Origin of the sequence: Streptomyces meridianus, assembly GCF_023703325.1 — a bacterium.
Classification (GTDB): Bacteria; Actinomycetota; Actinomycetes; order Streptomycetales; family Streptomycetaceae; genus Streptomyces; species Streptomyces meridianus.
This window is the reverse complement of the sequence record NZ_JAMQGM010000029.1, coordinates 140,715-152,864: the sequence shown is the minus strand read 5'-3', so window position 1 is coordinate 152,864 and position 12,150 is coordinate 140,715. Positions and strand designations below refer to the sequence as shown.

At 71.0% G+C, this 12,150-nt stretch carries 11 protein-coding genes; 5 read left to right on the top strand and 6 right to left on the bottom strand.

The annotated features are described in order from the left end of the window. Positions 1-7: 7 nt before the first annotated feature. Positions 8-1,513 (bottom strand): cytochrome ubiquinol oxidase subunit I, encoded by a 1,506-nt coding sequence (locus M1E25_RS14435; protein ID WP_251415243.1) that lies wholly within the window; start codon positions 1,511-1,513, stop codon positions 8-10. Positions 1,514-1,645: 132 nt separating this feature from the next. Further along, positions 1,646-2,725, bottom strand: a complete 1,080-nt coding sequence (gene hisC / locus M1E25_RS14430) for a histidinol-phosphate transaminase (RefSeq protein WP_251415241.1) — start codon at positions 2,723-2,725, stop codon at positions 1,646-1,648. Positions 2,726-3,110: 385 nt separating this feature from the next. Here hisC and M1E25_RS14425 point away from each other — a divergent pair, with 385 nt between their 5' ends. The 3 genes from M1E25_RS14425 to M1E25_RS14415 all read left to right on the top strand — a co-directional run bounded on the left by M1E25_RS14425 (position 3,111) and on the right by M1E25_RS14415 (position 6,555). Continuing rightward, positions 3,111-4,229, top strand: coding sequence for a LacI family DNA-binding transcriptional regulator (locus tag M1E25_RS14425; protein WP_251415238.1), 1,119 nt, complete (start codon positions 3,111-3,113; stop codon positions 4,227-4,229). 235 nt (positions 4,230-4,464) lie between these two features. Then, positions 4,465-5,502, top strand: a complete 1,038-nt coding sequence (locus tag M1E25_RS14420; protein ID WP_251415375.1) for a metallophosphoesterase — start codon at positions 4,465-4,467, stop codon at positions 5,500-5,502. Between the two features lie 207 nt (positions 5,503-5,709). Beyond that, entirely contained in the window at positions 5,710-6,555 is an 846-nt protein-coding gene (locus M1E25_RS14415) for a hypothetical protein (RefSeq protein WP_251415236.1), read from the top strand. 117 nt (positions 6,556-6,672) lie between these two features. Here the strand turns inward: M1E25_RS14415 and M1E25_RS14410 are convergent, their stop codons facing one another. The 4 genes from M1E25_RS14410 to M1E25_RS14395 all read right to left on the bottom strand — a co-directional run bounded on the left by M1E25_RS14410 (position 6,673) and on the right by M1E25_RS14395 (position 10,420). Further along, positions 6,673-7,530 carry a GNAT family N-acetyltransferase gene (locus M1E25_RS14410; RefSeq protein WP_251415234.1) on the bottom strand — a complete coding sequence of 286 codons (858 nt, stop codon included), beginning with the start codon at positions 7,528-7,530 and terminating at the stop codon, positions 6,673-6,675. Positions 7,531-7,729: 199 nt separating this feature from the next. Beyond that, positions 7,730-9,523 carry a phosphomethylpyrimidine synthase ThiC gene (gene thiC, locus M1E25_RS14405; protein WP_251415232.1) on the bottom strand — a complete coding sequence of 598 codons (1,794 nt, stop codon included), beginning with the start codon at positions 9,521-9,523 and terminating at the stop codon, positions 7,730-7,732. Between the two features lie 228 nt (positions 9,524-9,751). Further along, complete coding sequence (locus M1E25_RS14400) at positions 9,752-9,964, bottom strand: DUF5326 family protein (protein WP_251415230.1); 213 nt, start codon at positions 9,962-9,964, stop codon at positions 9,752-9,754. A 138-nt stretch (positions 9,965-10,102) separates the two neighbouring features. Then, entirely contained in the window at positions 10,103-10,420 is a 318-nt protein-coding gene (locus M1E25_RS14395) for a cupin domain-containing protein (RefSeq protein WP_251415228.1), read from the bottom strand. A 47-nt stretch (positions 10,421-10,467) separates the two neighbouring features. Here M1E25_RS14395 and M1E25_RS14390 point away from each other — a divergent pair, with 47 nt between their 5' ends. After that, positions 10,468-10,845 (top strand): phage holin family protein, encoded by a 378-nt coding sequence (locus tag M1E25_RS14390; RefSeq protein ID WP_251415226.1) that lies wholly within the window; start codon positions 10,468-10,470, stop codon positions 10,843-10,845. Between the two features lie 24 nt (positions 10,846-10,869). After that, positions 10,870-12,018, top strand: a complete 1,149-nt coding sequence (locus M1E25_RS14385) for a cystathionine gamma-lyase (RefSeq protein ID WP_251415224.1) — start codon at positions 10,870-10,872, stop codon at positions 12,016-12,018. Positions 12,019-12,150 lie beyond the last annotated feature (132 nt).

Here is a 12,150-nt window from a genome sequence, read left to right as displayed (position 1 = left end):
ACGTCCTTCAGTACGAGAAGGCCATGGGCCGGTCGGCGTCGTCGTGTCCGCCGACTCCGGCCGGCGGATCGAGATCGGCGTCGGTCAGCTCGGGCGGGCCGGCCTTGGCATAGGTGACGAGCAGCCGGACCTCGATGACGGCGAGGATCGCGTACAGCAGCGTGAAGACGGCCATCGACGTGACGACCTCGGCCTGCGAGGTGCCGGGGGAGACCGCGTCGGAGGTGCGCAGCACGCCGTAGACCGCCCAGGGCTGGCGGCCGGTCTCGGTGAAGATCCATCCCCAGGAGTTGGCGACCAGCGGGAACCCGAGGGTCAGCACGGCGCTCTGCCAGAGCCGGCGGGACGCCCGCGTCCCCAGGGCGCGGCTCCGGGTGAGCGCGAGGTGGGGCCGTTCGTCCTCGCCGGTGCGCAGGTGCGGGGCGAGCAGGAACTTCCGGCGGGTCAGCCACAGCAGGGCGAGGCCGATGGTGAAGGACGCCATGCCGAAGCCGATCATCCAGCGGAAGCCCCAGTAGGCGGTGGGGATGTTCGGGCGGTAGTCACCGGGACCGTGTTCGCGCTGCTCGGCGCGGTTGATGTCGTTGATGCCGGGGACCTCGGAGCTGAGATCGCTGTGGGCGAGGAAGGAGAGCAGTCCGGGGATCTCGACGGCGACCTTGTTGTGGCCCTTGTCGACGTCCCCGTAGGCGAAGACCGAGAAGGGGGCCGGGGCCTCGCTGTCCCACAGCGCCTCGGCCGCGGCCATCTTCATGGGCTGCTGACGGAACATCACCTTGCCGAGCTGGTCGCCGCTGACGGCGGTGAGCAGTCCGCCGACGACGCAGATCACCAGGCCGACCCGGAGGGAGGCGCGCATCACGGGGATGTGCCGGTTGCGCAGCAGGTGGTAGGCGGAGATGCCCACCACGAAGGCGCCGCCGGTGAGGAACGCCGCAGCGAGCGTGTGGAAGACGACGACGAGGGTGGTCTCCTGGGTGAGGACCGCGAGGAAGTCGGTGAGTTCGGCGCGGCCGCTCGTCGGGTCGATGCGGTAGCCGACGGGGTGCTGCATCCAGGAGTTCGCGGCCAGGATGAAGTACGCGGAGAGGGTGGTGCCGAGCGAGACCATCCACATGCAGGCGCAGTGCAGTCCCTTGGGCAGCTTGTCCCAGCCGAAGATCCACAGGCCGATGAAGGTGGACTCGAAGAAGAAGGCGATCAGCGCCTCGAACGCCAGCGGCGCCCCGAACACGTCGCCGACGAACCGCGAGTACGCGGACCAGTTCATGCCGAACTGGAACTCCTGGACGATGCCGGTGACGACGCCCATGGCGATGTTGATCAGGAAGAGCTTGCCCCAGAACTTGGTGGCGCCCAGGTACTTCGCCCTGCCGGTACGGACCCAGGCGGTTTCCAGGCCGGCGACGGTGGCGGCCAGCGAAATCGTCAGGGGGACGAAGAGGTAGTGGTAGACGGTGGTGATACCGAACTGCCAGCGCGCCAGAGTCTCCGGCGCCAATGCCAGGTCCACGTCGATCTCTCCTTACGTGGCTGCGGTCACATCCGCAGGTTGCCCTTCACATCCAAGCTTTGTGAAAGCGTTCACATTCACAAGGATAGGCGGGCCCTTCCCCGCCCCCCGCACCGGGGGGCGGGTCGGGAGTCAGAGCTCCTTGCGGAAGGCCTCCGCGGCGCCGAGGAACAGATCGTTCCCCGCATCCTCGCCGATCGTGACGCGCACGCCCTCACCGGCGAACGGCCGGACCATCACGCCCGCCTCCTCGCACGCCGCCGCGAAGTCCAGGGTGCGCTCGCCGAGCCGCAGCCACACGAAGTTGGCCTGGGACTCCGGAACCGTCCAGCCCTGCGCGATCAGGGCGTCCCGCACCCGCGTCCGTTCGGCGACCAGTGACTCCACCCGCTCCAGCAGGGCGTCCTCGCTGCGCAGCGAGGCGACCGCCGCGTCCTGGGCGATCCGGCTCACCCCGAACGGGACGGCCGTCTTGCGCAGCGCCGCGGCCACCGGCTCGTGCGCCACGGCGAACCCGACGCGCAGGCCGGCCAGCCCGTAGGCCTTCGAGAAGGTGCGGAGAACACAGACGTTCGGGCGGTCCCGGTAGAGCTCGATGCCGTCCGGCACCTGCTCGTCGCGGATGAACTCGCGGTACGCCTCGTCCAGTACCACGAGCACGTCGGAGGGCACGCGGTCCAGGAAGCGCTCCAGCTCCGCCCGGCGCACCACCGTGCTCGTCGGGTTGTTGGGGTTGCACACGAAGACCAGCCGAGTCCGCTCGGTGACGGCGTCGGCCATCGCGTCCAGGTCGTGCACCTCGCCGGAGGTCAGCGGGACCTCGACCGGACGCGCACCCGAGATCCGGGTGATGATCGGGTAAGCCTCGAAGGACCGCCAGGCATAGACGACCTCGTCGCCCGGACCGGCCGTCGCCTGGATCAGCTGCTGGGCCACCCCCACCGAACCGGTCCCCGTCGCCAGGTGCTCGGCCGGCACCCCGAAGCGCTCCGCGAGCTCGGCGACCAGGGCACTGCAGGCCATGTCCGGGTACCGGTTGAACGTTCCGGCGGCCCCGACCGCGCTCTCCAGCACACCGGGGAGCGGGGGGTACGGGTTCTCGTTGGACGACAGCTTGTACGCCGCCCGGCCGCCCGCCGCTGCGGGCCGCCCCGGCTTGTACGTGGGGATACCGTCCAGCGCGCCGCGCAGCTTCGGGTTCTTCTCGCTCACCGCAGGTCCTCCTCGACCGTCCCGTCCTCGGCATCACTCCACACCATAGGAGGACCGCCGCGCCAGCGTTTCCGCCTGCAGCGCAGACGCCCGGAAGCCCCGGCCGACCCCGCAGTCCGCCACCGCCCGGGCGCGGGCCCGGTCAGCGCGCTCCTTGGCGTGCGCCGTGGCGCGCGTCCCTCGTGAAGGTGACTTGAGACCTCTTCGAAACATTCCCCCTACGACAGGCATCAGAGCTCACACAGGTGGCAATCGCTGCCTTCGCCAGTCAATTGCCTGATTTTCCATGGCTGTTGAGGGAAAATTTCCATGCAGAAAGGTCACTTCATGCACCGTATTTCCGAGTCCCACCAGTCCACCGACCGAGCCCTACTATCGGCTCGCCATGACAGCAGCAGGGAAGCACCAGGTGGGCCGGACGGACACGTCCCGGCGAGGCAACCGGCGCGGACGGGCGGGCATCAGAGACGTGGCCGCCGCGGCCGGCGTCTCCATCACGACTGTCTCGGACGCGCTCAACGGCAAGGGCAGACTGCCCGACGCCACCCGCCGCCACGTCCGTGAAGTCGCCGACCGGCTGGGGTACCGGCCCTCCGCCGCCGCCCGCACCCTGCGCACCGGCAGATCGGGGCTCATCGGCCTGACCGTCACCACCTACGGTGACGAACCCTTCACGTTCACCGAGTTCGCCTACTTCGCCGAGATGGCCCGGGCCGCGACCTCCGCGGCCCTCGCCCGCGGCTACGCGCTGGTGATCCTTCCCGCCACCTCGCGCCACGACGTCTGGTCCAACGTGGCCCTCGACGGCACCGTCGTCATCGATCCCTCCGACCACGACCCGGTCGTCACCGAACTCGTCCGGCAGGGGCTCCCCGTCGTGTCCGACGGCCGCCCGGCCGGCTCGCTGCCCGTCACGGCCTGGGTGGACAACGACCATCAGGCCGCGGTGCTGGGCCTGTTGGAGCACCTGGCCGAAGCCGGCGCCCGCCGCATCGGCCTGCTCACCGGCACCACCACCGACACGTACACCCGGCTCTCCACCACCGCGTACCTCAACTGGTGCGAACGTGTCGGACAGGACCCCGTGTACGAGGAGTACCCGGCGCACGACCCCTGCGCCGGAGCCGTCGCCGCCGACCGTCTGCTCGCCCGCCCGGACCGGCCCGACGCCGTGTACGGGCTCTTCGACCCCAACGGCACCGACCTGCTCGCAGCGGCACGGCGCTACGGACTGCGCGTCCCCGACGACCTGTTACTCGTCTGCTGCAGCGAGTCGACCGTCTACTCGACGACCGAGCCCCCCATCACCACGCTCTCCCTCAAGCCCCGTCGCATCGGCACCGCCGTGGTGCAGCTCCTGATCGACGCCATCGAGGGGCTCTCCTCCGACCGTCCGGTGGAGCAGGTGATACCGACGGAACTGATCGTGCGGGCGTCGTCCCAGCGGCGCCGGCCGCCACGCACCACGGTGAGCGCACCCCGGCCGCCGTCCGAGACCGGGTGACGCCTTCCCCGAGTGCTTCGCAGCTCCAGTGGATCCTCGCTGCCGAAAATCGATCGGGCCAATTCGGCAGAAAAGCCTGCAGACCAGTCATGAGGGCCTCGATTGACGGCCCCTGGTGCGTCACCATCCGCACAGCGCGTTCCTATGATGGAGCCACGACACCGCGAACAGCATGCCGAGCAGTAGGGTCTCCCCCATCGCAGGCAAGGCAGGTCCGGCGGTGCACGGTGGCGCGATGGTGGAGGGGTCGATGACTCAGGGGGCCGGTCCGGGACCCGCGGTGCGGACGACGGCAGGGATGCCGCCCGTACCCGTTCACGCATCCGTCCCGCCGGCGACACCGCCCGGCTGCCCGCCGGCCGAACGGGACCTCCCGGGGATCCACCCGGACATGGCAGCGGACCGTCCCGCCGTCGACGTCGTCCCGGTGCCCGAACACGGGACCGGCAACGCCCCGGGTCCGCTGTACGTCGTCGGCGACGTACACGGATACCTCGACGATCTGCGCGCGGCGCTCCGGATGCAGGGCCTCATCGACCCCGAGGACCGCTGGTGTGCGGGCAACACCCGGCTCTGGTTCCTCGGCGACTTCACCGACCGCGGCCCGGACGGCATCGGCGTCATCGACCTCGTCATGCGTCTGTCGGCCGAGGCGGCGGCCTCCGGCGGCTACTGCAAGGCCCTGATGGGCAATCACGAACTGCTGCTGATCGGCGCCAAGCGGTTCGGTGACGTCCCCGTCAACTCCGGTGCCGGCACCGCCTCCTTCCAGGCCGCCTGGCTGCTCAACGGCGGCCAGCGCACCGACATGGAACGGCTGGAGGACCACCACCTGCAGTGGATGTCCCGGCTCGACGCCATGGCGGAGGAGGACGGTCACCTGCTCGTCCACTCCGACACCACCGCCTACCTCGAGTTCGGCAGCTCCATCGAGGCCGTCAACGACGCGGTGACCGAGGCCCTGCAGCGCGGCGACGCGGACGAATGCTGGGAGCTGTTCCGCAAGTTCACCAAGCGCTTCGCCTTCCGCGACGACACCGGCCCCGAAGCGGTGCGGGAACTCATCGGCACCTTCGGGGGGCGCCGCATCGTCCACGGGCACAGCCCGATCCCGTACCTGCTGGGCGAGGTCGGCTCGGAGGACGGCGAGCCGGGGGGCCCTCCCGTCGTCGACACCCCGCACGTCTACGCCGAGGGGCTGGCCGTCGCGATGGACGGCGGCATCACGATGGACGGGAAGTTGCTGGTCGTCCGGCTTCCGCTGCAGGGCTGACGGCGTCCCCGCCGACGGGCGCGGGGCACCCCGGCGACGGGCAACCGGCCCGCCGGCACCCGCATTTTCCGGAAACAGCCTGTCACCGCGTGGCAAAATCGCTTTACCATCGGCCTGTCGCCGCAGCAGGTTCTCCTCCCGTGCCGCTCCGCGTGCCCTGACGAGAGAGAGCCGGCGCACCGGCCCACGGAGCATCGGGGGACGCACATGAACAGCTCCCAGGATCTGCTTCCCGAGGACCGCCCCGAATTCGAGCGGGTCCTGCACGAAGCTCTGCGCAGATCGCGCGAGCGGCCCGGGTCCGCCGTACCGGAGCCGGGCCTCACCACCGAGCAGCTGCGCACCCTGGCCCTCGACGCCTCGGCCGGGATAGCGGCAAGCGCCGCCGACGAGTACCGGCACTACCTCCAGGTGCGCAGGGCCGCCGGCGAGGGCGGGGCGGAGGCGGACCCCGCGGGCGCGGATCCTGCGGACGAGGGCGAAGGCCCCGGCATGCTCGCCATGGTCTCGGTGCTGGCTCCGGTGCTGGCCGCCGTCGCCGCCGTGCTGTTCCTGCTGACCGGGTACCTGCTGCGGGCCGTCGGCTCCGACGCGCACGCCGCGGCGTCGCTGATCGGCGTCGGCTGGGTGTTCGCCGCACTCACAGGCGGAGCCCTGGTGCTCGCGATGGGCGGGCTGCTGGTCACCGCACTGCGGGACGGGGCCGCCCCGGTACGGACCGCGGCGCCGGTTCCCGGACCCGAGGAGGTCGCCCGGGCCCGGGAGGCCTGGCGGCAGGCGCTGCTGGAACGCGGCGTCCTGCCGTTCCTGCGGGACGTGCCCGCGGCGGAGGGGCCGGCCGTGCGCCGCGCCGACGGCGCGTACGGCGACGATCCCCGCCTCGTCCGCCGGATGCCCGATCTGGGCTACAGCCGACCGGACTTCAGCAGCCCCGCCGAGACCGGTGACGGCGCTGCTGACCGGCAGGACCCCCGGGAGGGCTCCCGGCCGAGCTTCAACAGCCCCGGGTACAGCAGCCCGGACTACGGCAGCCCCGACCACGAACCGGGCTGATCCCGGCCCGAACCGGCCGCGCCGCGGACCGGCAGGCGTCAGGGGCACCTCACGACGCCGGCGGCTGCCGTGCGGGAGCACCGATGCACGGGCGGATCTCCGACGGACGCGAAGCGGTCAGAAGAGGATCGACGACAGCCAGGCACCGGCCGGACGGTTGTAGAGCCCGGTGGTCATCTGGCTCATGATCTCCCGGATGCGCAAACCCTCCGCAAGGCACCACTGCACGAGCGCGCTGTCGCTCGCGGGCACCAGGATGCCCGGGCCCTCGAAGCCGTCGGCCGAGCCGATCAGCGCCTTGATGCCCTCGCTGCTCTCGGCGACCGCATGTGCCGTGAACGACAGCCCGGTTGCGTAGCCGGTGATCCGCCCGGCGTGCTCGACGACGCGCGCCGTGCCGCCCTCCACCGCTTCGGCGAGCTCCGCACCGCGGTCCATGCCGTGGACCCTGCGGCACAGGTCGTCGCAGGCGGCGAGATCCTCCTTCGTCGCCTCACGCACGTCGTAGCCGGGGAATGTCCGTCCCACCGGCGGGCCCTGGAGACAGAGCAGGCTCTCCCGGAACTCGAAGCCGAGTCCGGCGTAGAGCGCGAACGAGCGGCAGTGGTAGGCGTTCTGCACGAGGCGGACCCCGGCTGCCCCGCGATCAGCGGCCCGGGCCATCACGTCCTGCATCAGCCGGCGCCCGACGCCGCTGTTCTGGAGAGCCGGGTCGACGCTGACGGGGCCGATCCCGGCCACGGACGAGCGTTCGTCGAGGAAGCTGCTGCCGACGATCCGGCCGTCGAGTTCGGCGACCACGCTGTACACGCCCGGGTGCGTCAGCGAGTGCCCCATCAGCTCGGTTGCGAAAGCCTCACTCGGCATGTCGGACGGGTAGTTGTACGCTGCCGCGATCCCGCTGAACGCCTCGAAGCAGATGCGCCCGCACTCCTGTTGGTCCTCCGTCCTGCCGGGACGTAGTACGAGATCCATCCTCAAAAGCCTCCCCGTCCTGCGGATTCCCGGGATCGTCCCCGGAGTGTTCGTACGCTACCGGCGGCCCCCACCCGGGCGGGTGTCGATCCGCCTGTTGTACGAACGACTCGGGAATCCCGAAGCACGGCGCCACCCCCTGGTCCCCACCCCCATGCCCCTGGCCCGCACCGCGGCGACACGGGCCAGGGGAGCGAGATCAGTCCTCCGCGAGGGGGAGGTGGATGCGGTGGCCCGAGGCGGCGAACTCGCGGGACTTCTCCAGCATTCCGGCCTCGATCTCCGCATCACCGGCGGATCCGGACCCGGCGCCGCCGGCGAACTGCTCGTTGATGCTCCGGCTGATCTTCATCGAGCAGAACTTCGGCCCGCACATCGAGCAGAAGTGCGCCGTCTTCGCGGGCTCGGCCGGCAGCGTCTCGTCGTGGAACGCCCGGGCCGTGTCCGGGTCGAGAGCCAGGTTGAACTGGTCCTCCCAGCGGAATTCGAAGCGGGCGTCGGACAGTGCGTCGTCCCAGTCCTGCGCGCCCGGGTGCCCCTTGGCGAGGTCCGCGGCGTGCGCCGCGATCTTGTAGGTGATCACGCCGGTCTTCACGTCGTCGCGGTCCGGCAGGCCCAGGTGCTCCTTGGGCGTGACGTAGCAGAGCATCGCGGTGCCCCACCAGGCGATCACGGCCGCTCCGATGCCGGAGGTGATGTGGTCGTAGGCGGGGGCGACGTCCGTGGTCAGCGGACCGAGGGTGTAGAACGGCGCCTCCTCGCAGATCTCCTGCTGGAGCTCGACGTTCTCCTTGATCCTGTGCATCGGGACGTGTCCCGGTCCCTCGATCATCGTCTGGACGCCGTGCCGCTTCGCGACGGTGTTGAGCTCGCCGAGGGTCCGCAACTCCGCGTACTGCGCCTCGTCGTTGGCGTCCGACACGGAACCGGGCCGCAGCCCGTCGCCGAGCGAGAAGGTGACGTCGTACGAGGCCAGGATCGTGCACAGCTCCTCGAAGTTCTCGTACAGGAAGTTCTCCCGGTGGTGCGCCAGGCACCAGGCGGCCATGATCGAACCGCCGCGCGAGACGATGCCCGTCCGGCGGCGGGCGGTCAGCGGAACGTACCGGAGCAACACCCCGGCGTGCACCGTCATGTAGTCCACGCCCTGCTCGGCCTGTTCGATCACCGTGTCCTTGTAGGTCTCCCAGGTCAGGTCCTCGGCCCTGCCGTCGACCTTCTCCAGCGCCTGGTACAGCGGCACGGTGCCGATCGGAACGGGGGAGTTGCGCAGCACCCACTCGCGCGTGGTGTGGATGTTGCGGCCGGTGGAGAGGTCCATGACGGTGTCCGCGCCCCACCGAGTCGCCCACGTCATCTTCTCCACCTCCTCCTCGATCGAGGAGGTCACCGCGGAGTTGCCGATGTTGGCGTTGACCTTCACCAGGAACCGCTTGCCGATCACCATCGGCTCGCTCTCCGGATGGTTGACGTTGGCCGGGAGCACCGCCCGCCCGGCGGCGATCTCCTCACGGACCACGTCGGGCGAGACGTTCTCCCGCAGCGCCGCGTACTCCATCTCCGCGGTGACCTCCCCGCGGCGGGCGTACACGAGCTGGGTCGCCGCGGCCCCGGCCCGGCTGCGGCGGGGCAGCCGCGGGCGGCCGGGGAAGACCGCGTCGAGATTGCGCAGGCCGCCGCGGGGCGAGGTGTGCCGGAGCCCGTCGTCCTCCGGGCGCAGCGGCCGCCCGGTGTACTCCTCGGTGTCGCCGCGTTCGACGATCCAGTTGCGGCGCAGCGGTTCGAGCCCGCGCCGTACGTCGGTGTCCACGGACGGGTCGGTGTACGGGCCGGAGGTGTCGTACAGCGTGACGTCCCGGCCGTTGGTCAGGTGCACCCGGCGCACCGGGACCCGCAGGTCCGGACGCGATCCGGTCAGATATCCCTTGTGCCATCCGGGGGTTGGCGCCTCGTCCGTGCTCGAGGCAGGCGTGCGCGCATCGTTGATGGTCATGAGACCCACTCCCTACGCCGGCATTACCCGGTAACAGGTTCAGCGGTCGGCGCAGCGGATTCCGTACGTCAGGTACGGGGTCAGCGCCCTCTCAGCCCGGTGCTCCGAGCTCCCGCGATGACAGACGGCGACCACGCTAGTGGGTGTGCGAGGGCGCACGCCAGAGCGCCCCCGGTGCACGGCTGCGCGGCGGGCCCGTACGAGCCCGCCGCGTCCTGTCCGGCCCGGTCAGCCCCCGTGGGAGGGCGGCGACGTGAACTTCCGCACGACGAAGACCAGCGCGGCGACGAGCGCCACGAAGATCAGGACCTTGAACACGAGGCCGATCACGAAGGCGAGGACGCTTGTGATCAGGCCGCCGAACACGATCAGCGCGAGCAGCGGTACGGCGACCCACTTCACCCACCACGGCATGCCCGCGAAAGTCTCCTTGATGTCCATGTCGTCGCCCGCCTCCACCCTCGTTGTCCCGGTGCCTCCGGTGACACATTCGATGCTAGGCGGGCCGAGGCCCCGGCGGAGCGGGCCTGCCCCCCGGACTTCCCTGACCCGCCCCCTACGGGCTCCCGGCACCCGGGGTCAGTTCCCGGGCGGGGAGAACACGACCAGGATCCGCAGGTCCTCACTGATGTGGTGGAAGCGGTGGGGTGCCCCGGCCGGCACGTAGACGACGCTGCCCCGCGCGACGGTCGTCGTCTCCTGCCCGACGGTGACCGCACCCCGGCCGCTGACCACGACGTACACCTCGTCCTCGTCGTGGGGCTGCTGCGGATCGACGGCGCCCGCGTCCAGGGCGTACAGCCCGACGGACATGTTCCGCTCGTGCAGGAACCGCAGGTACGCACCGTCGTTGGCGATGCGCTCCGCCTCCAGGTCGTCGAGTCGGAAAGCCTTCATCCCTGCCCACCCCTTGTCACGCGCAACCGGTCTGCCACGATCTCACCATGAAGACTTTCGCCGTCAAGACGGCCGCCAACGCGGCCGCCCTCCTGGTGGCCGTCTGGCTGCTCGAAGGCATAACGCTGACCGGAGCGGACACCGGCCGCCAGGCGCTCACCCTCATTCTCGTGGCGCTGCTGTTCGGATTGGTGAACTTCGTCGTCAAGCCGGTCGTGAAGCTGCTGTCGCTGCCGCTGTTCGTCGTCACCCTCGGTCTGATCGCGCTGGTCGTCAACGCGCTGATGCTGCTCCTGACCTCCTGGCTGGCCGGTGTGCTCGACCTCTCCTTCCGGGTCGACGGCTTCTGGACGGCTCTCGTCGGCGGGCTCGTGGTCGCGATCGTCTCCTGGGCGCTGCACCTGGCCCTGCCCGACGACGACTGAACCGCCATGACGGACCATGGACCGATGAGCACCACTCCCGAACAGCACACGACAGGCGACGGAACGCGCGTGGTCCGGGCCGGTCTCCCGGAGCCGGAGGCGTACCGGCCGTCCATGCCCGGGCCCGTGTTCGCGGCCCACTACCACCTGCCCGGCGAGCCCGTCGGCCCCTACACCTACGGCCGCGAGCAGAATCCGACCTGGACGCTGCTCGAGCAGGCCATCGGCGAGCTGGAGTCCCCGGACGAGGCCGCCGAGACGGTCGTGTTCCCGTCCGGCATGGGCGCGATCTCGGCGGTGGTGTTCTCCCAGGTGAGCGCCGGTGACGTCGTCGTCCTCCCCGACGACGGCTATCAGGCGCTGCCCCTGATCCGGGAGCGGCTGGAGGCGTACGGCGTCGAGGTGCGGACCGCGCCGACCGCCGGGGAGGCCCAGCTGGCACAGCTCGAGGGTGCGAAGCTGCTGTGGATCGAGTCGCCGTCCAACCCCGGCCTGGACGTCTGCGACATCCGCCGGCTCGCGGATGCGGCGCACCGGGCGGGAGCGGTGGTCGCCGTCGACAACACCCTGGCCACGCCGCTCGGCCAGCGTCCGCTGGATCTCGGCGCCGACTTCTCGGTGGCCAGCGGCACCAAGGCGCTCACCGGCCACGGCGACGTGCTGCTCGGCTACGTCACCTGCCGCGATCCGGAGCGGGCGGCCGGCGTCCGGCAGTGGCGCAGGACCGCGGGAGCGATCGTCGGGCCGATGGAGGCCTGGCTCGCCCACCGTTCGCTGGCCACGCTGCAGCTGCGCGTCGACCGGCAGGCGGCGACCGCCCTGGCGCTGGCTGAGGCCCTGCTCGAGCGGCCGGATGTGACCGGGGTGCGCCATCCCGGGCTGCCGGGAGACCCCGCGCACCGGGTCGCCGCGCGGCAGATGCGCGGCGGCCGGTACGGCTGTGTGGTGTCGTTCGTCCTGGACGGCCGGGAGCGCGCCGAGCGGTTCCTGTCCGCGCTGCGGCTGGTGGACGACGCGACGAGCTTCGGCGGCGTGCGGTCGACCGCCGAACGGCGCGGGCGGTGGGGCGGCGATGCGGTGCCGGAGGGGTTCGTCCGGTTCTCGGTCGGCGTGGAGGACGCGCCGGATCTGATCGCCGACGTGCTCGGGGCTCTGGACGCCTCGGACCGCTAGGCTTCTGAGCCAGGAATCCTGTCCGACGGCGCAGGGCGTGCGGTCCCCGGCCCGGAAACAGCGGACGGCTCGAGCCTCCCCCCTCGTGGCTCGAGCCGTCCGCGCCCCCGGTCCCCTGATCCGGAACTCAGC

What these genes read in the sequence shown, in the direction of transcription:
- M1E25_RS14425 (WP_251415238.1), top strand. Translation starts at nt 3,111, where the DNA reads ATGACAGCAGCAGGGAAGCACCAGGTGGGCCGGACGGACACGTCCCGG.
- M1E25_RS14385 (WP_251415224.1), top strand. Translation starts at nt 10,870, where the DNA reads ATGAGCACCACTCCCGAACAGCACACGACAGGCGACGGAACGCGCGTG.
- thiC (WP_251415232.1), bottom strand. Translation starts at nt 9,523, where the DNA reads ATGACCATCAACGATGCGCGCACGCCTGCCTCGAGCACGGACGAGGCG.
- M1E25_RS14415 (WP_251415236.1), top strand. Translation starts at nt 5,710, where the DNA reads ATGAACAGCTCCCAGGATCTGCTTCCCGAGGACCGCCCCGAATTCGAG.
- M1E25_RS14420 (WP_251415375.1), top strand. Translation starts at nt 4,465, where the DNA reads ATGGTGGAGGGGTCGATGACTCAGGGGGCCGGTCCGGGACCCGCGGTG.
- M1E25_RS14410 (WP_251415234.1), bottom strand. Translation starts at nt 7,530, where the DNA reads ATGGATCTCGTACTACGTCCCGGCAGGACGGAGGACCAACAGGAGTGC.
- M1E25_RS14400 (WP_251415230.1), bottom strand. Translation starts at nt 9,964, where the DNA reads ATGGACATCAAGGAGACTTTCGCGGGCATGCCGTGGTGGGTGAAGTGG.
- M1E25_RS14395 (WP_251415228.1), bottom strand. Translation starts at nt 10,420, where the DNA reads ATGAAGGCTTTCCGACTCGACGACCTGGAGGCGGAGCGCATCGCCAAC.
- M1E25_RS14390 (WP_251415226.1), top strand. Translation starts at nt 10,468, where the DNA reads ATGAAGACTTTCGCCGTCAAGACGGCCGCCAACGCGGCCGCCCTCCTG.